The sequence below is a fragment of the Cognaticolwellia beringensis genome (assembly GCF_002076895.1).
Classification (GTDB): domain Bacteria; phylum Pseudomonadota; class Gammaproteobacteria; order Enterobacterales; family Alteromonadaceae; genus Cognaticolwellia; species Cognaticolwellia beringensis.
Map to the genome: position 1 here is coordinate 38,968 of NZ_CP020465.1, position 20,907 is coordinate 59,874.

Consider the following 20,907-nt stretch of genomic DNA (forward strand, 5'->3'; position numbering starts at 1 on the left):
GGGTATTTGAAGGTTTGGTTAATACGTAATGAGTGTTTCCTTGGTATTAAATAGGTGGCTTAAACGCCTGTATAAACTATTAGCAGTTTTGTTAGTAGTTTTTGCCGTGCTGATCAGCATATTACGGCTATTTTTACCTTATGCTCATAATTATCGCCAAGATGTCGAAGATTATTTAAATAGCAGCTATAACAGTAACATTTCTATCGGCTCGTTAAATATGGGTTGGGGCAAGTCAGGCCCTACATTGATCAGCCAGCAAGTTGAGCTTTTATCCAGTAACAACAGTCAAATATATATTGATAGCTTGGCTGTTGAATTAGACTTTTGGCGTACCTTACGCTCGGGGCAAATAGTTACTCAAGATTTTGTTATTTCAGGTGCAGAATTAGCGTTTGAACAGGCTTCTTTGGTTAACTCAGCAGAAGACATAGGCAATGATGAAGCGGGTAATGACAGTTTAATAGATTCACTTTCTTCGATATTACTCGAACAAATTTCTCGTTTTTCCATTCGCGATAGTCATGTGCTTTACCATACTGCAGCGGGCGTAAAAGCCTTTACCATTAATGAAATGTTTTGGGTAAATAAGCATAATCGTCACCGCGCTAACGGTACCGTTATTGTTGATGGCTTAAGCTCAAATAATTTAAAAGTTTTATTAGATTTTCAAGGCCCTAGATTCGACAAGTTGAGCGGTCAAGCCTACCTTGAGGCGAATGAAATTGACATTACCCCTTGGCTGGGGCGAGCTTTAGCCATTAAAGATGCGAATACTCATTCCGCGATTAATTTTAATGCCTGGTTAAAGATTAAAGCGGGTAAACCTGAGTTTATTCAGATCGCGTTAGGTGATAATGAAATTATTTGGCAACATCAGGGGAAAGCACAAACATTTGAAATAGTTGGCGGTGATATTCTGATCAAGACGGTAGCACAATCTGATTTCAGCGTGTCAACTTCACCCATAACGATTAAGCGAAATGGTGTTGAAACGAATCAAATATCATTATTGGCAAGTGTTAATGGCGAACATATTAATGGTTATATTAATGCCATAGAGCTCGCAAGTTTTGCCGGCATATCACCCTTGTTATCTGACAATGTTGGCCTTGAAAAATTACTACTCGACCTTGACGCAGTGGGTAGAGTTGAAGATATCTATTTTCGTAGTAATCCGAATGATACCGCCATAACCGCAACATTTAGTGATGTTGATAGTCATTTTAGCCAAGGTATTCCAGGCATTGATAATGTCAGTGGAGAATTAGTTTATGCTAATAATCAGCTGCAAATATCATTGAGTGCTATTGATGGCGCACTTCATTTTGACAAACACTTTAAATACCCTATTCCTTATAAACGCTTAAGTAGTTTGATCAACGCCAAATTTTTAGCCGATAGCTGGCAGCTTTCAGTTGAAAATATAGCGTTCAACTCGCCACAAATAAGTTTACAGGCTGATCTTAAAATTAACAGTGTAGAAGGTAAGCCGGTTACAATGGCATTGCTAGCCAGTGTGAGTGACGGCGATGCTAAATACGCTGAATATTTCTATCCTCATTTATTAATGGGCGACAATTTAGTTAACTACCTAAACGGCGCTATTGTTGATGGTGAGATTAATCAAGCATTAGTGTTATTTAATGGCCCACTACAAAGTTTTCCCTTTAATAACCATGAAGGAATTTTTGTCGTTGACGCAGAGCTATCTCAAAGCACATTTAAGTTTGACCCACAGTGGCCAACAATAGAAAACTTCGCCGCTAATCTTAACTTTACTAATAATAGTATGCTTATTACCGGTCGAGAAGGGACATTAGCAGGCATTGATGTCACCGGCGTTGAAGCCGCAATTGCTGAATTAGCTGGCGAGGGAGTGTTGACGGTTGATGCGAGTTTTAGAAATACGCAGCCGCAATTAGTCACTCAATTAATGAACGCTAGCCCAATGCAAGACTCGGTCGGTGTCACTTTAGAACAAGTCATTATTTCAGGGCCAATCGACGGTGATTTCTCGTTAATACTCCCGTTACAAAACACCGATGCGGTTATTGCTAAAGGTCATGTTGATTTTAAAAATAATACCGTGGCACTACAAGCACCAAGAATGGACTTTAAACAAGTTAACGGTCGTTTAGATTATTACAATGACGTGATAACAGCATCGGGTGTCGAACTCGACTGGCGTGGCATGCCACTGACGTTAAATGTTGAGGCGAAGCAAAAGTCTGAACTTTATAGTGTTAATATTGAAACCCTAGGCCAGTGGAAAAATAAGCACTGGCAAGCGCAATTACCCAATGATTTAGTGAAATATGCCAATGGTGCAGTAGCATGGCAAGGGCTATTAGCATTAGAATTTATTGGTGATAAATCCTTTTATGATTTCAAAATAAATTCAGATTTAAATAATGTCGCTTTAACAATACCCGCTCCCTTTACTAAAATTACTGACCAGCAATTAGCGGTTAGTATTCATGCCTTTGGTGATGAATTAAATAGCACAATAAAGGCTGAAATTGGCAATAATGTGAATTTCTATGGTTTACTTGATCATCAGAAAACACGTTTTTCTTTGGCTCATTTAGTATTAGGCAAGCAGCAATCATGGTTACCAACTTCTGGGTTTCATATTACTGCAGATGTTGAAAAAGCAAATTACGAACAATGGCAGCCTTTAGTGTTAGATATTTTAGCCGCGGTTAAACCAGACCCATCCGAGCTAACTACATCTGTAAATCAATCAGAGCCAGAACTGAGTGAGCAAAGTTTATTATCAGCACCTGAAAAAATTCATGGCCAAGTTATCAGCTTCCAAGTTTATGGGCAGGATTTTCAGCAGGTAAATTTTGATTTCATCCCCGAGACGGACGGGTGGCTGCTCAATGTGAATGCCAAAGCGTTAAGAGGCTCAGCTAAGTTTTATCCAGATTGGCACCAACAAGGTATCGATATTAATGCCGACTTTATCCATATAAAGAGTGCTAAAAGTGAGTTAATGACGAAAGAGGGCACAGGAGCTGCTGTTGATGCCACGACACAAGTGACTGATGGTACAAAAACGACTCGCGAAGAAGTAACGACATTATCGGCTACTGGCGACGTTAATGTGGCTAAAGTTGAAGTGCAACCAGCCCAAAGTGGCAGTACAGATAATGCCGTACCAATAAACACCACAGAGCAGAAAGTATTACCGCTTATTGACCATGCTAATAATGCTGCTGTATTTGCTTATCTGCCTCCCCTAAAAGTAAGGTGTGCAAGTTGCCGATATGACAACTATGACTTTGGTGAGGTAAGCTTTAATATTGCGCGATCGCAAGAAGATACACTCTTATTGAAAAATTTCACCGCTAAACGTGGAAAAAATAATGTTGCCTTTGACGCTAAATGGCGATTAACAAAAGATAGTTCACAAACCACTGTCATAGGGACTTTAGCGGCTAACAATGTTGCCCAGGAAATAGAAAATTTAGGTTATGTATCAATTATCAAAGATAGCGGTGTTGAGGTGGATTATGACGTTACTTGGCAAGGTGGGCCTCATGACTTTGCCCTAGCGACATTTAATGGCGAGTTGTCTACAACATTTGATGATGGTTATTTGGCTGATATTGATGATAAAGGCGTACGTATTTTATCTTTTTTAAGTTTACAGTCATTAGTCCGTAAATTAAGTTTTGATTTTCGAGATATTTTTAGTGATGGCATGTTTTATAGTGAGCTAAAAGGTAATTTTACGGTAAAAGATGGTGTGGCATATACTGATAATGTACTGATGAAAGGTTCAGCGGGTGATCTAACCATAGTGGGTAATACCAATTTAAATAATGGTGATCTCGACTATCGTATGTCATATAAGCCTAATTTAACTTCTAGCTTGCCGGTATTAGCTTGGATTGCGACTTTAAATCCCGTAACATTTTTAGCCGGAGTGGCACTCGATGAAGTGATCACCTCCACAGTAATTGCGGAAATTAATTTTGAAGTTACGGGAAATTTAGACGAACCGCAATTTAAGCAAGTAAGCCGAAAAAATCAGAATATCAGTGTTGGCCGCTCTTCACCGCCAGTAATAGTTGATACTATTCCAGAAAGCTCGGGATCTGAACAGCCGATAAAGCCAAGTCCCAAAGCCAATAACCTTGATGGTTTATAACAATGACAAATAAAATAATGCAACTTTGTGCGATACAAATGTCTTCCAATACCAGTGTTGAAGATAATATTGCTGATATTGAACTGCAATTAGCTAGCCTTGAGCAAGCACAACAACAACTGGTTTTGTTACCTGAATGCTGCTTGTTTTTTGGTGGTAAAGATAAAGCGCAATTGGCATTAGCACGAGAAAATCAAGCAACCAATGAACTAAAAGGTCGGCTTGGAAAGCTAGCGAGCAAATATAATGTTTTTCTAGTGGCAGGAAGTATTCCTGTACTATCAGACCAACAAGAAAAATTTACTAATAGTTGTTTTGTATTTTCACCAGAAGGTACAGAATTAGGTGGTTATGATAAAATACATCTATTTGATGTAGCAGTACAAGATAGTGAAAAAAACTACTTTGAATCACGCTATGCCAAAGCGGGTGATCATATTAGCGTGGTAAAAGTTAATGGCATTAATGTTGGTTTGACGATTTGCTATGATCTACGTTTTCCTGAACTATTTCGTCAACTGTGCCAACAAGGGGCAAAAATAATTACCGTACCCAGCGCTTTTACCCGCGTAACAGGTGCCGCGCATTGGCAAACTTTATTGCAGGCGCGAGCAATTGAAAATCAGGTTTATATTGTTGCCGCAGGGCAAGAAGGTGTGCATTTTAATGGTCGGGAAACTTGGGGCCACAGTATGATTATTAGCCCGTGGGGCGAAATACTGACTCAGCTTGATACCGGAAAAGGTATCATCTGTGCTGATTACCAAGAACAAGAATTAGACAAGGTGCGTAAAGCTATGCCTGTTGCCACTCATAATCGTTTTAAAAATAAGTTGATGTCGTATGAATAATGTTGAGATAGAGCTTTTAGCTAATAGTGAAATTGATGAAAGCATGCTCATGGATACGTTGGATAATATTTTCCAACGTAAAATAGATTTAGCTGATTTATATTTCCAATCTAGTAGCCATGAATCGTGGATGTTGGAAGATGGTATAGTCAAAGAAGGCTCTTATAACATTGAGCGTGGTGTTGGTGTGCGCGCTATATCAGGTGAAAAAACAGGTTTTGCTTACTCTGATGATATTTCACCTGCAGCGTTAACCAAAGCGGCTGATGCTGCTAAAGGTATCGCTAATGCTGAAAAGTCTGCTCGTGTGCAAGTATTTGATGGCAAAAAAATGCAGCAAAATGCTGAGCAATATAAGGCATTGGATCCACTTGCTAGTTTGCCTCAAGAGCAAAAAATTACCTTGCTACATGAAGTGGAAGCGCACGCACGCAGTGTCGATAAACGTGTAAAGCAAGTGATTGTTAACTTGTCAGGTGTTTATGAAAAAATATTAGTTGCTGCTAGTGACGGCACATATGCTACTGATATACGCCCATTAGTACGTCTTAACTGTTCAGTTTTAGTAGAAGAAAACGGCAAGCGTGAACGTGCGAGTTCTGGTGGTGGCGCACGTACAGATTATAGTTACTTCTTTGAGTTGGATAACAATAAACCTCGATACTTAGCCTATGCTGAAGAAGCCGTGCGTCAAGCGTTAGTGAATTTAGTTGCTATAGATTCACCTGCTGGCTTGTTACCGGTTGTACTAGGCGCGGGTTGGCCCGGTGTATTATTGCATGAAGCCGTTGGTCATGGTTTAGAAGGTGACTTTAACCGTAAAGGGTCTTCAGCATTTTCGGGCAAAATCGGCCAAAAAGTTACCTCAGACTTATGCACTATAATTGATGATGGCACTATGGCAAATCGCCGAGGCTCAATAAGCATCGATGATGAAGGTACGCCAGGTCAATACAACGTGCTAATAGAGAAAGGTGTGCTTAAAGGCTATATGCAAGACAAACATAATGCTGGTTTAATGGGCGTAAAGCCAACGGGTAATGGTCGCCGTGAATCTTATGCGCATTTGCCTATGCCACGCATGACAAACACTTATATGTTGGCTGGTGAGCACAAGCCTGAAGATATTATTAAGTCAGTAAAAAAAGGTATTTACGCGCCAAACTTTGCCGGTGGACAAGTTGACATTACGTCAGGTAAATTTGTCTTTACTAGTTCAGAAGCTTATTTAATTGAAAATGGTGAAATTACCTCACCGATCAAAGGTGCTACCTTAATTGGTAGTGGCCCAGAAGCGATGAAAAACGTTAGTATGGTCGGTAATGATTTGAAGCTAGATGCAGGAGTTGGTGTGTGTGGAAAAGACGGCCAAAGCTTACCTGTGGGTGTTGGTCAGCCAACGTTGAAAATTGATGAAATGACCGTAGGCGGTACGCAATAAAGCGGGTCTATAGTTTTATTTAATGCCATAAAAAAAAGCCCTTGCGGGCTTTTTTTTGTTCAAATAGCTTGAAAAACTAAGAATCTTTTAAACGAATACCATTAGCTTCAATGGTAATTTTACCGTTTTTCATTAAATTACCGACCGTAGCTTTAAAGGTTTTTTTACTGACCCCTAAAATACGTTTTATCAATTCAGGGTCGCTTTTATCATGCAATGGACTAAAACCGTCATGTTCAGCAATATGGGCTAATAATTTTTCACTAAAGTCTTTAACTTTACCTTCGCCTGGACGGGTTAAAGATAAATCAATGCGGCCATCTTCGCGCACTTGTTTGATATAACCCGTGATCTTCTTACCGGTACGTAGTGGTTTAAAGATTTCATTATCGTAAAGTAAGCCCCAATGCAGGTCATTAATAATGGCTTTAAAACCTAGGTCAGTTTTAGAGGCAATAGTTAATGTGACTTTATCCCACTTTTGATAGTCAGCTGGCCAAATATCGATAAACTTATCCAGTTTACTAGAGGCAACTAAACGATCCGTTTTTAAATCAAGGAAAATTCTAACCAGGTAATATTTACCAACTTCCATTTCGCTATGTTGTTGGTTATAAGGTACGAGTAAATCTTTCGGTAAACCCCAATCAAGAAAAGCGCCCATTTTATTTACTTGGCTCACTTTCAATGAAGCGAATTGATCAACTTCCGCAAAGGGCTTTTCTGTTGTTGCGACAATTCGGTCAGCAGTATCAGCATAGATAAAAACCTTAATTTCACTGCCTATTTGGCAATCTTCAGGCACAAAACGATTAGGTAATAAAAGCTCACCTAATTCATTTGCATTTAGATATGCGCCTTTATCAGTAATTGCTACTACAGGGAGGGTATTGTATTTGCCGATGCTTGCCATGTGAATTTCTTGAGGTCAGTTAACTTGCGGCTATAATAACCGATTTAGCGACAAGTTAACTATAATTTTCCCTGCAGAAACAAATTTTATTTAACTGAGCTGACCTTAGATTGAATATTTAACTTAGTTTGAATATATTCACTATGACGCAAGTGCAATAAATCAGCGATTTTACGGATAATATGCTCTTCAATACTTGCAAGCTCACCATCGGCATAAGCCATTTGCCATAAAAGCTCTAGCATTTTTATACGCTGTTCAAGACTATAATTTTCATTGATTTTAGAAGTGAATTGATAAAAGTCAGTCGCGTTTTCACAAAGCACGAGTGAGTGTTTTATGATTTCTGTTACTTCTGATTTGGATAATTGAAATTGGCTAACAATAATATGGTTTAGTTTCTGCTTTTCGGCATCATCGAGTTGACCATCGGCGAGCATGACTTCGCATAATAAAACGCTACAGGCAATTTCTAAACTTAATTCGTTTGCTTGTTGGTTATCTGCTTCGCTTAACGCTTGAAAAAAAACACTAATTTTTGACAACATAAATTACCCTCTATTGAGTTGATGATTAATTTTAATGTATTTAATTACAGGTACAAGTTTCCTTTGGGTTTATTTCATATTAAATTGTAACTGTTAGTTTTACATCGATAATTCGCGAATACTAGTTGATACTAATCTGGTAATGGATAAGTGCAGTTGCCTACGTAATATTAACATTAAGCTCAATAATGTACTGCTCATCCCTCCGGGATAAAGCTGCCGGTTATTAGATTATTTAATAATGATAACAACGCATTATCCGATGTTTTTTATTTTCGCTGCGTATGACAGGACACCGCCTGATTAATAAAAACGGTATTACGCTTATTCTTGAGTGTGTAATATCGACTAAAGAATTTTTAAAAGGTTAATTATTTAGTGAAAAAAACCAACATGTTAATAAAATGATAATTAATTTTAATGGAAGTATTTTATTAACATGAAAAAATGATTATTCAACCATCTGTTATATATGGTTTTTTTAGTATAATTTGTCGGTTACTTAAAACCGGCGCGAATTTTGTAACAAGCATTTACAACTTTGTTAGTTTTTGTAGTCAATAATTTCTGTATCCTATTGGCTATTAAACTAAAAATTTTTAAAACATAGATTTTATGAGGACGTCATTGTGACACGGAAAAAACAAATAATTATACCTATTGTCATTCTAATCGCCGGTTTTTTAATTTTCTTTGCATTTTCAAGTATGAAAAAACCGCCGCAAGAAAAAGAAGAGGTTGATAATACCCCCATTGTTGCCGTGGAGGCGATTTCTCTTAAACCTATGACATTAGATGTAGACTCATACGGTGTAGTTAAACCTAAATATGAGACAGAATTAGTCGCTCAAGTTAGCGGACAAATTGTCGAGTTATCGGCAACGTTTGTTCGAGGTGGTTTTGTCAAAGAAGGTCAATTATTAGCGCGAATAGATCCTAATGATTACGAAGCGGCACTTATTGAAGCGGAAGCTACCATGGCATCAGCCCGTGCATCGTTAGAAACGGAACGTGCTCAAGGTCAAGTTGCTAAGCAAGAATGGCAGCAAATTACCGATACTTCGCCAACAGAATTAAGTTTACGTAAACCACAATTAGCGCAAGAAATAGCGCGAGTAAAATCAGCACAAGCATCGATTTTACGGGCGAAACGTAATTTAGAACGCACGGAAGTTAGGGCTCCATATGATGCGATGATCGATAGCCGCAATGTTGGCTTAGGTTCGTTTGTTGGTACGGGGAGTATGTTAGGGAAATTATTAGGGACGGCAATTGCTGAAGTGCGTTTGCCAGTAGCCGATAATCAATTAGAATTTTTAATTGAACAAGGTCAAAACGCAACGGTTAACTTATCTGGTACATTCGCTGGGAGTGAAGTGACTTGGCCTGCAAAAATCGCTCGTAGCGAAGGTGTTATCGATAGTACAAGTCGAATGAGTTACTTGGTCGCTGAAATTTTTGACCCCTATGCTTTATTAGATGAAAATTCAAAAACACCCTTACGTTTTGGCTCCTATGTGAATGCAAATATTTTAGGTGTGGCCATTGAGCAAGCTGCCAGTATTCCTCGATATTTAGTGGCTAATAGCCAAGTGGCATTATTAGACAGTGAATCTAAATTACATTATTCAGCCGTAAAAATTGTCCGTCAAGATGGTCAAAATGTCATTATTTCAAGCGGTTTAGCTGATGGTGACCAATTGATAGTTTCTGCGCTTGATTATCCGGTTGATGGTATGAAATTAGCCTTGATTAGTGATAAGTCACAACAAGAGAGTGAAGAAGATCTTGACGACCAAGAAAGTGAGTCACAAGTGGCAAAAAATGACAGTGGTTCAGGGGAATAATCATGACAACTGTTACACCTAAAAAAACCGCAGAAATTGATCACAGCATTGATACTAATAGCGGAATAATAGCTTGGTTTGCGCGCAATAGCGTCGCGGCGAATTTACTAATGATTTTTATATTAGTAGGTGGTTTTTTAACTATTCAAACCATTAACAAGCAAATGTTTCCTCAAGTTAAAGTTAATTGGATATCTTATGCTGCGCCATATCCAGGGGCGGCACCGCAAGAGGTTGAAGAAGGGATAACGATTAAAATTGAAGAAGCATTAGAAACCGTTCAAGGCCTTAAACGCGTTATTACTTATTCAAATCGTAACTTTTCTAATGGTTGGTTTGAAGTTGAATTAGATTATGATCCTCAAGTTGTACTAGAAGAAGTTAAATCGGCAATAGACTCGATTTCAAGCTTTCCTGATGGCATGGAAAGAATAAAAATTGAGCGAGAAAAGTTTCGTCAAGAAGTCATGTACCTCAGTCTATATGGAGATTTAACTAACGGTGAATTAAAAGAGCTAGGCCGTAAATTCCATAATGAGATCCAACAACTTCCAAGTATTAATATTTCTGATTTGTTCAGCGGCTTAAATTATGAAATTTCTATCGAAGTAAGCAAAGATAAACTTAGAGAATACGGTTTGAGTTTTAATGATATTGCCACTGCCGTGCGCGGTTATTCGCGAAATATGTCTGCAGGGCAAATTCGTGCAGAAAATGGCTATATTAATTTGCGTGTAGAAAATCAGGCCTATCGAGGACATGAATTCGAGCAAATACCCGTGGTCACTTTAGCCGATGGTACCCTTATTGTTTTAGGCGAATTGGCAACCATTATTGATGGCTTTGAAGAGGGATTACAATACTCCAAGTTTAATGGCAAAAACTCAGTTACCATATTTATTGGCGCAGCTGATAACCAGAGCATCACCGATATTGCGAGTGTCGTGAACAAATATGTTGAAGATAAGTCAGCGATATTACCTACTGGCGTTAAGTTAGAGACGTGGGTTGATATGACCTACTATCTTGAAGGTCGCTTAAATATGATGGTAGACAACATGAAAAGTGGTGCCGTACTCGTATTTTTAATGTTGGCGCTATTTTTACGTGTTCGTTTAGCTTTTTGGGTAATGATGGGGCTACCTGTATGTTTCCTAGGAACGTTACTTGTCATGCCACTCGAGTTTGTTAATGTCACTATTAATGTGATTAGCTTATTTGCCTTTATATTAGTGTTAGGCATCGTGGTTGATGACGCCATTGTCATGGGTGAAAGTGCCCATGATGAAATTGAAGAACACGGACATAGTACCGATAATGTCATTCGTGGTGTTAAACGCGTTGCTATGCCTGCCACATTTGGCGTTTTAACCACTATAGCGGTATTTCTGCCCTTTCTTTTTGGAGAAGGCCCATCTTCCGCGTTCGGTAAAGCTATTGGCTCTGTGGTTATTTTGTGCTTAATTTTCTCTTTGATTGAATCGAAACTAATTTTACCGGCACATTTGGTAAAAATGAAAATGAAAGCATTTAATCCGAAAAATCCTATTGATAGATTGCGTCGTTGGATTGATATCAAATTAAAAGGCTTTATCGATAATGTTTATAGCCCGGCTTTAGCTCTTTTTATTCAATATCGCTATGGCGTATTAATGTTCTTTGTTAGCTTAATGCTCATTAGTGCCGGCTTGTTTAGTGGTGGCTTTGTTCGCTTTGTAGGACAACCTAAGATTCCTCACGATTTTCCACGCATTACTGTTGAAATGAATGTTGATGCTTCAGAGAAAGCAACATTAGATACTTTATTGAAAATTCAAGGCGTTATTAACCGTATCGATAGAGACATTGAAGCAGAATATGGCAATTCAATGATCTCGGATATGCAGGTTGATCTGCGCAGTAGAACAAGTGGGCAGATCATGGTTAAGTTAGTTATTCCTGAATTGCGCCCCATGGACACTTTTGCACTTGCAGATTTATGGCGTAAAGCTATACCAAACTATCCAGGTGTTAAATCATTTAACATTGGAGATAACTTATTTGGTGGTGGTCGAGATGATGGTGATATAGCTTTTAGATTAGAAAGTAAAAATGATGCAGAACTAGTAGCAGCTGCTAAAGAGTTAAAAGCTAAACTTAATTCACTTAAGGGTATTGGTGATGTAAATGACAGCCGTCAAACCAGTGCTCAAGAAGTGCAATTTGAACTAAAACCATTAGCCTATAGCTTGAATTTGACACTAGCGAATATTGCTTCACAGGTTAGTTATAGCTTTTACGGATTAGAAGCTCAGCGTATTTTACGTGACAGTGAAGAAGTGAAGGTGATGGTGCGATATCCGCTTGAACAACGTAGCTCTATTGGTCATGTTGATAATGTCATGATACAAGCGCCAAATGGAGCTGAACTGCCACTATCAGAACTTGCGGTTATTACGCTGCAAGAAGGCGTAACAAGCATACGCCGAGAAAATGGTAATCGAACCATTAATGTTTGGGCGAGTGTTGACGCAGAACAGGTTGAACCATTTAAAGTGGCGAATGATATTCGAGATAATTTCATGCCAAAATTATTAAAAAAATACCCGCAAGTTAAAAGTGAAGTAACGGGTAGTATTCAAGAAGAAATGGATGGTGCTGACAGTCAGTTGCGCGATTTCGTTATCTCATCAATGATCATATTTTCATTGCTAGCGATACCATTAAAATCTTACTCTCAAGCGACGATGATAATGGTGGTTATTCCATTTGGTATCATTGGTGCTGTAATTGGTCACTTCATTTTAGGTATGGACTTAAATGCCTTATCAGTGATGGGGATACTGGCTGCCGCCGGGGTAGTGGTGAATGACTCACTCGTCATGGTTGACTATGTTAACAATGCAAGAAAACGCGGTGTGCGACTGGTTGATGCGGTAATGCATGCCGGTAGTAAGCGCTTCAGAGCTATTATGTTAACCTCGATAACGACATTTATTGGGTTAGTGCCTATCATCTTTTTTGAAGTTAGTGCACAAGCAAAAATTGTTATTCCTATGGCCGTATCATTAGCTTTTGGGGTGTTATTTGCCACCATAGTAACCTTGGTGCTGATACCTTGCCTTTATTTAATAATTGAAGATATTAAAGCATTGTTTAAACGTAAGAAAAAAGTACCTGATACAAATACACCCGCTTTAGATAGCCTTAAAAGTGAAACCTTATAGGGATGATTTTTCACGGGTTATTATTTAAAAAAGCTAATTATAAATCAGCTTAGTACTAGTCAGGGGTAAGCTAAAATTAAAAAGCCATCACAATGTGATGGCTTTTTTGACTGATAAAAGAGCGTTATTTAACCCCTAACTCTTTTAACCTTTCCAATAAATAACTGGCATGGGTGTGCTTTTCTGATAACACGACTTCGTTACGAGGGTGTAAAAATAATGGTAAAGATATCCGTGATTTAGTCGCATTTTCACCTGTTGGATTAATAACTCTGTGACTTGTTGATGGAAAATAGCCTTGCGACGCTTCTTGAAGCATGTCGCCAATATTGACAATCAAATGCCCAAAGTCAGCAGGAACATCAAGCCATTCGCCATCTTGTGCTTGTACTTGTAAACCTGGTTCATTGGCGGCAGGCAAAATAGTCAATAGATTAATATCTTCGTGTGCTGCTGCGCGAATAGCCCCTGGCTCTTCTGTGCCTTTGAGTGGCGGATAATGCAAAATTCTTAATAAAGTATTTGGTGTGTCCATGATCATATTCGACAGAGATTCTGAATAGAGCTTTGTGACCTCTGGTGGACTATATTGCTCTACCCAATCAAGTAATTCGCTTGCGAGATCTGAAGCCATAGTATAATAGTTAAGAATATCGGTTTTTAGTTGCTCAGGAATACGTCCCCAAGGATAGACATGATAATATTCTTTAATATCTTTTTTTGTGTGACCTTTAGCGGTTTCTGAAATTTCAGGCGCAAAGTATCCGTCTTGCTTTTCAGGATCAAATGCAAAGTCTTTTTTCTCTTCATGCGTAAAAAACGTATACCAATCCTGATATATTTTATCTACTAATGCCTGTTGAATAGGGTGATTAGTTAATACCCCAAACCCTGTGTTTCGCAGACTCTCGACAAATTTTTGTGCAGCGTCATCAGCGCGATAATCAACAACTTGTACTTGCATAGTTTTCCCCTAATACAATAATCTTAATGCTTAATCTTTATTTTTACGTATTATATACCAAACTAAAAGGAAGTTGATAAATTCAATCATGGTTGGCAAATACTTATTATACTTCATGTGGTATAACTTGATCAGTACCAAGCTTACAGTGACTTCAGCTGACACCAAGTAATTCAATTTTAATAACACTTTTTATAAGTTGTTATCGGTTATTAAATAAATTTCATTAAATAAAAAGAGAAGTAGCATGATAAAAAATTTGGTTATTATCGTTTCCTCAGTGGTATTTTTTTCGGCTTGCAGCTCCAGTAATAATGCTTGTGAAGATGTAACGCTAGCGTCAGAACAAATACAACAATGCCAATCATTGCATAAACAAATTATTAATACTAAAAATAAGCCTATAATGCGTACAGAATTGGAGCGTAGATACCAACAAGATTGTATTGATATTCGTTATTATCGGGATGACAAGCAAGCTGGCGTTTGTGGTAACAAGAAAGAAGTCGCCGAGTCTCAAGAACTTAACAAATAAAACAATAACTTAGATGGATGTTTCCCCCTTTTTTTGTTACTTTAATTTCCTATTTGAAAGGATTGGGGTACACATAGCTTAACCCCTTGATAAAATTTAACTGTGCAGTATGGTGAAAAGTTGACAGATTCATTAACTAATTCAAATGCAGATTTGGCAAAAGAATCTATTGCATTACTGAGTAAGTATCAAAAGCTACAAGACCGCTACACGGCTTTGTTGCAGCTTAACCAATTATCCATTGATTGTGCGGACCTTAACGCCCTTCTTGAGCAAGTTCATCATGCTATTGCGGGTGTGATGAGCGCCAATAATTTCTATATCGTACTATATGATCAAACATTTTCAACCTTAGAATTTGTTTACCATGTTGATGAAAAGGACGAAATGGAACCAAGGAAATATGCACTAAGTGAATTTGAAGGCACTATGACAAGTTATGTTATAGAAACAGGCAAAGCCTTGCTGGCGACGCCTGAAGTGATCACACAATTAGAACAAGAGCATAAAATTGATCCGGTAGGTATCGGCACTGCAGGTGTCGATTGGCTTGGCGTACCCTTAATAGATGATGGCTTTGTTATCGGAGTCATGGCAATACAAAGTTACTCAGCGGAAACTCGTTATCAAGAGTCAGAACGAGATTTACTGGAGTTTACCGCTCAACATATCGTTACAGCATTAACACGCTTGCAAGATCGCGGGCGATTAAAAGACGCGGTTGACGCACGTACTCGAGAATTAATGCAACAAATTCGCGATCGCGAGAAAGCTGAATTACTGCAAGAGTCGTTATATCGAATTTCAGAGTTAACCAATGATCCAGATTTAGAGATAGATACTTTTTACAGCCTGGTTCACAACATTGTAGGGCAGTTGATCAACGCCGAAAATTTTTATATTGCTAAGTATGATGCAAAAAATGACGAGTTATTTTTTGCCTATTTTCTTGATCAACAATTTAATAATGACGATGGATATTATAAGCCTCGAAAACTATCAAACCACTTCACTGAATTAGTGTTAAGAAGTGGTGAAACTGTATTGCTTGATCAGCAAGGTATGGTGGACTTACATCAAAAAGGCATCACCATTAAGCCTGAAACTGATGTGTTATCATGGCTTGGAGTGCCATTAATTCATTCCGGAGAATTGCTTGGCGCGATGGTGATACAAAGTTACCAACAATCCGTGTTTTTTACCGAGCAAGACGCAGAGCTATTGCGCTTTGTATCACGGCATGTGGCCTCAGCGATGAAGCGACGTGAAATTGCCAATGATGAACGAAAAACTTATGAACTGTTAGAACACCAAGTAAAACTTCGCACGGCCGCCTTAGAAGATGAAATAAAACAACGTAAAGTAGCCGAAGAAAAACTTAAACATGCAGCCTCACATGACATTCTTACCGGTTTACCAAATCGAGCGGTATTTATTGATTTATTAAATCGTGCTATTGCGCGTAATAAACGCCATCCTGAATTTAAATTTGCCGTATTGTTTCTCGATTTAGACCGTTTTAAAGTGGTCAACGACAATCTTGGGCATCATGCTGGAGATAACCTGTTAAAAGAAATTTCTACTGCGTTAATTGACGTAATTCGAGACAAAGATACCGTTGCACGCTTAGGTGGTGACGAGTTTGTTATATTAGTAGAAGATATAGAGGGTAGTGAAGGTATATTCGAAGTGGCGAAACGCATAACGTCATTAATGTCATTACCATTTATGATTGAAAATCAATCTGTTTTTATTGGTACTAGCATTGGTGTGTTATTTAATAACGAGCGTTATGACAGTGCAGACTCTATGCTCAGAGATGCCGATATTGCGATGTATCATGCAAAAGATAAAGGTAAAGGACGCTTTGAGGTATTTGACTCAAGCATGCATAAAGAAGTACAAAACGCCTTGTCGTTAGAGTCGGATATTCGAAAAGCTATTGATAACCAAGAGTTTATACCGTACTTTCAACCAATAGTGCAGATTACCGACGGTAAAATTATCGGCTTTGAAGCTTTAGCGCGTTGGCCGAGTGATAAACGTGGTTTCGTCTACCCTGACGACTTTATTCCGTTAGCAGAAGAAACCAATTTAGTTATGGCTATCGATTTACAAATTTTAGAGAAATCTTGCCAGCAATTAATGCTTTGGCAGCAACGTTTAGGTCTAGACCACCTTTATGTTAGCTGTAATCTATATTGTAACCACTTCTTTAACTTAAGTTTACCGCAAGACATTCAATCTATTATTGATAAAACCGGTGTGCAACCTCACCAGGTTCGTGTTGAACTAACAGAACGTGCATTATTAGAAAATAGTGACGTTGTGCTCGATAACATGCTGGCATTGAAAAGAATGGGTGTAAAAATATTACTCGATGATTTTGGCACGGGTTATTCGAGTTTAAGTTATTTACATCGCTTCCCGATGGATGTCTTAAAAATTGACCGTTCTTTTATTCATAAAGTACATGAAAGGGGTAATCATCAAGCGATAATTAAAACCATTATTGATTTAGCGGCTAATTTAAATATGGCGACAGTAGGGGAAGGTATAGAGCACGAAGCAGATGCCCAACTGTTGAAATCAATGGGTTGTGATTATGGTCAAGGTTACTATTATTTTAAACCTTTACCGGGCGATGAAATCGAAAGCTTTTTACTGAGTAAAAGCTAAACCAATACAGCGTTTAAATTCTCAAAATACCATGACCAATATTCGCTAATAACTAACTTATCAGCGAATTCTCTAGATTTAATTGATTATAACAACCTCACTGTTACCTGATTATTGATACGGGTTTAAATAACGACTACTGTGTTATTTATTAAATCATTATGGCTGCATGGATGTCGCTTATTAGGCAATGCTAAAGCCGATAGGCATAACAAACTCGTAATTAACATAAATACCTTATATTTGGTCATTTTTTCTGTGTATAAAATAGACCACTTAATGATTCAAATTGGGATAGCAACACAATGTATTGGCGCTTTTGGGGTTTTTACGGTAATTTATTCTGTAATTTAAGTCATTCACCATAAAATAGACTAACAAATGACAAATAGTAAACCCAGAACGCTAGATCGCATTGATTTAACTATTTTAGATATTTTACAAAAAAATGGTCGGATATCAAATAACACTTTAGCACAACATGTTAATTTAAGTGCGAGTCCCTGTTTGGAGCGGGTAAAACGCCTCGAACAAGAAGGCTATATCGAGCGCTACGGTGCTTTTTTAAATGCCAGCAAGTTAAAGTGTGGTATGACCGCATTTATTCAAGTAACGCTTGATCGTACTACTGCTGATATTTTTAATAAGTTTCGCGCTCAGGTAATTGAAATTAAAGAAGTGGCTGAATGTCATATGGTAGTAGGAGGCTTTGATTACTTGCTGAAATTACGTTTCGAAAATATGGATGCATATCGGGTCTTATTAGGTAATATCGTTGAGTTGCCGGGGGTGTCACAAACCCATACTTATGTGGTTATGGAACATGTAAAACGACACTCAGGTATTCCAATTTTCGATGACCAAATGCAGTAATGCAAAGTTATAGTAACACTCTATGCTCTACGCACTGTTTGCTTTTAGTATTGTAAACTAGTTTTTTCAGATAACAGCAGATATAGTGTCAGAAGATATTTTTTAGCTGCTTTTATTGATGTAAATTTCTAAAAAGCTCAGATGTAATTATAATAATAATTAAGCCAAATGGATATTTCATTACCAAGTTTAGGAGTGATTTTAATGTCTATTAGGCTTAAGTTAATGAGAATCCATGAATATACTCCCATCGAAAATAATCAAAAAAATTAGTCTAGTTGCATTTTCTATTGTTGCGTTGTCTGCCTGTAATAAGCAGCCCACTATGCCTGAGCAAACTAGCATTGAAGAAGTACCTAGCCAGGTTAATGCCGACAATATTAAAGCGCATATAGAATTTCTTGCTGATGACACATTACAGGGTAGAGATACCGGTAGTCATGGTTATCAAATTGCCGCCAACTATGTAAAATCTTATTTTAAACAGCTTGGGTTGACGCCACAAGGCACAAATGTAGGCAGTGAACCACGCGGATTTGAACAAGAAGTTCGTTTTCGTAAAAGTTATCTTGTTGAGGGTTCAGCCAGTGCAATAATTCATGGCTTGAACGGTGAGGTAGAGCTTGATTATGTAACAGATTTTTTAATGTCGGGCTCGAGCTTACAAAATGAAACCGCTATAACTGCGCCAACAGTGTTTGTTGGATATGGGGTGGTATCTAAAGAGTTTGGCTATAACGACTATGAAAATATTGATGTTAAAGGAAAAATTGTTGTTGCGTTAACGGGCAGACCTGATGATTTACCGTCTGAAGAAGGTGCTCATATTGGCTCAGGCGCTGAGAAGAGTCGACATGCAGCGGCGCAGGGGGCGGTCGGCTTTATTACGATACATACACCTAAACGTGAAAAAGTTCGAAGTTTTGAAAAATCTGCACAATATGCCAATGCACCACGTCTAAGCTGGCTCACGAAGGATGATGTGCCGTTTGGCAAACAACCGGAAATCGTATCTAGTGCTTATATTCAGCAAGATGCAGCCAAAGCGCTGTTTGAAGGTGCAGCACAATCATTAACTGATATTTATGACGCAGATACTAAAAATGTAGCTATAAAAGGTTTTGCTTTACCTTATCAAGTAACATTGAAAAACCGCTCTCTATATGAACAGATCACCAGTCCAAATATTATCGCCGCTATTGAAGGTAGTGATGCCGAATTAAAAAACGAGTTTGTTGTATTTAGCGCCCACCTTGACCATATAGGTGTAAGCTCACATAGCGATGAGGAAGACACCATTAATAATGGCGCATTAGATAATGCTTCTGGTGTCGCTATTTTACTTGAAACTGCGCGTTTATTAGCGCAAATGCCAACAAAACCAAAGCGTTCAGTATTGTTTGTTGTGGTAACGGCTGAGGAAAAAGGTTTGTTAGGCTCAAGCTATTTTGCTAATAATCCGACAATACCGGTGACACAATTAGTGGCTAATGTTAATTTGGATATGCCGTTAATTTTATATCCATTTGCAGATGTTATCGCTTTTGGATCAACCCATTCAACCATGGGGGAAATTGTGGCTACAGCGGCGAAGAAAATTGATATAGAGCTGAGTGAAGACCCTATGCCTGAACAGGCACTTTTCACACGCAGTGATCATTACAGTTTTGTTAAAGCGGGTATTCCATCGGTATTTTTGATGACGGGCTTTAAATCAACAGATGACAGTATTGATGGTGGTGCGGTATTTGGTGACTTTTTAAAGAATCACTATCATCAACACAGCGACGAAATCACGTTGCCGATTAATTACCAAGCTGCTGCCAACTTCGCATTGGTTAACATGATGATAGGTTTAGAGATTGCCAACCAATCAGAGCGTCCACAGTGGCATGTCGGTGACTTTTTTGGTCTAACATTTGCGCAATAATGTTTAATACCCATTGGAGTATTTATTTCAATTGGTTTCAATACAGATATTAAGCATTTAAATAAGGAATTATTAATTGATGAATGCCCTCGAATACGCCCAACAGGCAAATGGCTCTTTTGCGCTTCCCGACGCGTGTTTTAAAATAAAAGCCTTGATGGAAGATGACGATTCCACCATAGAAGATTTCGCCAATGTTATCAGTGTCGATCCTTCTATGACATCACGCTTACTGCAAATTGCGAATAGTGCCATTTACAGTTTTCCTGGTGAAATTAGTACTATTTCTCGTGCGATTACTATTATTGGTACTCAAGCTATTTATAACATGATGCTAGTTGATGTTGCCGCTACCGCATTTAAGCATTTTTCAACTGAATCTATCGATTTAAAACGCTTTTGGCATATGAGTGTTTTTTGTGGTTTAGCAACGAAAAACTTAGCTATTACCGCTGGAATTCGAGATATAGAACGGTTATTTGTTGCGGGTTTATTGCAAAATTTTGGCGAGCTTATTGTCGCGAAAATTTCACCAGACTTAGCCAAACAGTGTGAAGCTTATAATGCAGATATACTGCCGTGGGAATTACAGAAACAGGTGTTAGGCTTTACCTACACTGAAGTTTCCGCCGAGTTACTGAAAATTTGGCAGATCCCAGATAAAATAATTTTGCCAATTCGCCATTATAACAATGCCCATAACATTCAAATTAATCAAGATGTGAAAGTGCTTTACTTAGCCTCTCGATTGGCACTAGCTGAATGTCACCCTGAAGACTTTAGTTATGATGACAGTATTGATGCTGTGATATGTAACTCCTTGAAAGTATCAAGCAATGATTTAGAGGATGCGGCAAATTTCGCTACAATTGAAACAGAAAATATCCTCAACATTATGAATGCAAAATTTTATGGTTAACCACTCTTAGCAAGTGCAATATATAGTATACACTTTGCT

13 protein-coding genes are annotated in these 20,907 nt (G+C 38.2%); 10 read left to right on the forward strand and 3 right to left on the reverse strand.

From position 1 onward, the window contains the following. The first annotated feature begins 28 nt into the window (after nt 1-28). Genes B5D82_RS00185 through tldD form a run of 3 tightly spaced genes read left to right on the forward strand, consistent with a single transcriptional unit; the run spans nt 29 to nt 6,454 of the window. A complete protein-coding gene (locus tag B5D82_RS00185; RefSeq protein ID WP_081148227.1) occupies nt 29-4,162 on the forward strand; it encodes a YhdP family protein in 4,134 nt (1,377 codons plus the stop codon). A gap of 2 nt (nt 4,163-4,164) precedes the next feature. Continuing rightward, nucleotides 4,165-5,013: a carbon-nitrogen hydrolase family protein gene (locus tag B5D82_RS00190; RefSeq protein ID WP_245807527.1), complete on the forward strand. Its 849-nt coding sequence runs from the start codon at nt 4,165-4,167 to the stop codon at nt 5,011-5,013. Next, complete coding sequence (tldD, locus tag B5D82_RS00195; protein WP_081148229.1) at nt 5,006-6,454, forward strand: metalloprotease TldD; 1,449 nt, start codon at nt 5,006-5,008, stop codon at nt 6,452-6,454. The genes B5D82_RS00190 and tldD overlap by 8 nt, the downstream gene beginning before the upstream one ends. Nucleotides 6,455-6,530: 76 nt before the next feature. Here the strand turns inward: tldD and B5D82_RS00200 are convergent, their stop codons facing one another. After that, nucleotides 6,531-7,367, reverse strand: coding sequence for a CvfB family protein (locus B5D82_RS00200; RefSeq protein WP_081148231.1), 837 nt, complete (start codon nt 7,365-7,367; stop codon nt 6,531-6,533). Nucleotides 7,368-7,453: 86 nt separating this feature from the next. Next, the gene (locus tag B5D82_RS00205) at nt 7,454-7,915 is read right to left on the reverse strand and encodes a tellurite resistance TerB family protein (protein WP_081148233.1); all 462 of its coding nucleotides are present in this window, start codon (nt 7,913-7,915) and stop codon (nt 7,454-7,456) included. A gap of 629 nt (nt 7,916-8,544) precedes the next feature. On the opposite strand from B5D82_RS00205, the gene B5D82_RS00210 reads away from it, so the two are divergent. Both B5D82_RS00210 and B5D82_RS00215 read left to right on the forward strand, forming a co-directional pair. Further along, entirely contained in the window at nt 8,545-9,762 is a 1,218-nt protein-coding gene (locus B5D82_RS00210) for an efflux RND transporter periplasmic adaptor subunit (RefSeq protein ID WP_094122749.1), read from the forward strand. Nucleotides 9,763-9,764: 2 nt separating this feature from the next. Further along, nucleotides 9,765-12,968: an efflux RND transporter permease subunit gene (locus B5D82_RS00215; RefSeq protein WP_081148235.1), complete on the forward strand. Its 3,204-nt coding sequence runs from the start codon at nt 9,765-9,767 to the stop codon at nt 12,966-12,968. A gap of 124 nt (nt 12,969-13,092) precedes the next feature. On the opposite strand, the gene B5D82_RS00220 is transcribed toward B5D82_RS00215, so the two are convergent. Next, nucleotides 13,093-13,932, reverse strand: a complete 840-nt coding sequence (locus B5D82_RS00220) for an isopenicillin N synthase family dioxygenase (protein WP_081148237.1) — start codon at nt 13,930-13,932, stop codon at nt 13,093-13,095. A 247-nt stretch (nt 13,933-14,179) separates the two neighbouring features. Between B5D82_RS00220 and B5D82_RS00225 the strand changes: the two genes are divergently transcribed. From B5D82_RS00225 to B5D82_RS00245, 5 genes are all read left to right on the forward strand, one after another. Further along, the gene (locus B5D82_RS00225; protein ID WP_081148239.1) at nt 14,180-14,467 is read left to right on the forward strand and encodes a hypothetical protein; all 288 of its coding nucleotides are present in this window, start codon (nt 14,180-14,182) and stop codon (nt 14,465-14,467) included. A 120-nt stretch (nt 14,468-14,587) separates the two neighbouring features. Then, on the forward strand, nt 14,588-17,146 hold the full coding sequence (locus B5D82_RS00230; RefSeq protein WP_081154204.1) for a sensor domain-containing phosphodiesterase: 2,559 nt from the start codon (nt 14,588-14,590) through the stop codon (nt 17,144-17,146). Between the two features lie 381 nt (nt 17,147-17,527). Continuing rightward, entirely contained in the window at nt 17,528-18,019 is a 492-nt protein-coding gene (locus B5D82_RS00235) for a winged helix-turn-helix transcriptional regulator (protein WP_081148241.1), read from the forward strand. A gap of 235 nt (nt 18,020-18,254) precedes the next feature. Next, nucleotides 18,255-19,949 carry a M28 family metallopeptidase gene (locus B5D82_RS00240; RefSeq protein ID WP_081148243.1) on the forward strand — a complete coding sequence of 565 codons (1,695 nt, stop codon included), beginning with the start codon at nt 18,255-18,257 and terminating at the stop codon, nt 19,947-19,949. A gap of 79 nt (nt 19,950-20,028) precedes the next feature. Continuing rightward, complete coding sequence (locus B5D82_RS00245) at nt 20,029-20,868, forward strand: HDOD domain-containing protein (RefSeq protein WP_081148245.1); 840 nt, start codon at nt 20,029-20,031, stop codon at nt 20,866-20,868. The last annotated feature ends 39 nt before the right edge of the window (nt 20,869-20,907 follow it).

What these genes read in the sequence shown, in the direction of transcription:
- B5D82_RS00220 (WP_081148237.1), bottom strand. Translation starts at nt 13,932, where the DNA reads ATGCAAGTACAAGTTGTTGATTATCGCGCTGATGACGCTGCACAAAAA.
- B5D82_RS00235 (WP_081148241.1), top strand. Translation starts at nt 17,528, where the DNA reads ATGACAAATAGTAAACCCAGAACGCTAGATCGCATTGATTTAACTATT.
- B5D82_RS00240 (WP_081148243.1), top strand. Translation starts at nt 18,255, where the DNA reads ATGAATATACTCCCATCGAAAATAATCAAAAAAATTAGTCTAGTTGCA.
- B5D82_RS00185 (WP_081148227.1), top strand. Translation starts at nt 29, where the DNA reads ATGAGTGTTTCCTTGGTATTAAATAGGTGGCTTAAACGCCTGTATAAA.
- B5D82_RS00200 (WP_081148231.1), bottom strand. Translation starts at nt 7,367, where the DNA reads ATGGCAAGCATCGGCAAATACAATACCCTCCCTGTAGTAGCAATTACT.
- B5D82_RS00225 (WP_081148239.1), top strand. Translation starts at nt 14,180, where the DNA reads ATGATAAAAAATTTGGTTATTATCGTTTCCTCAGTGGTATTTTTTTCG.
- B5D82_RS00245 (WP_081148245.1), top strand. Translation starts at nt 20,029, where the DNA reads ATGAATGCCCTCGAATACGCCCAACAGGCAAATGGCTCTTTTGCGCTT.
- tldD (WP_081148229.1), top strand. Translation starts at nt 5,006, where the DNA reads ATGAATAATGTTGAGATAGAGCTTTTAGCTAATAGTGAAATTGATGAA.
- B5D82_RS00190 (WP_245807527.1), top strand. Translation starts at nt 4,165, where the DNA reads ATGACAAATAAAATAATGCAACTTTGTGCGATACAAATGTCTTCCAAT.
- B5D82_RS00205 (WP_081148233.1), bottom strand. Translation starts at nt 7,915, where the DNA reads ATGTTGTCAAAAATTAGTGTTTTTTTTCAAGCGTTAAGCGAAGCAGAT.
- B5D82_RS00215 (WP_081148235.1), top strand. Translation starts at nt 9,765, where the DNA reads ATGACAACTGTTACACCTAAAAAAACCGCAGAAATTGATCACAGCATT.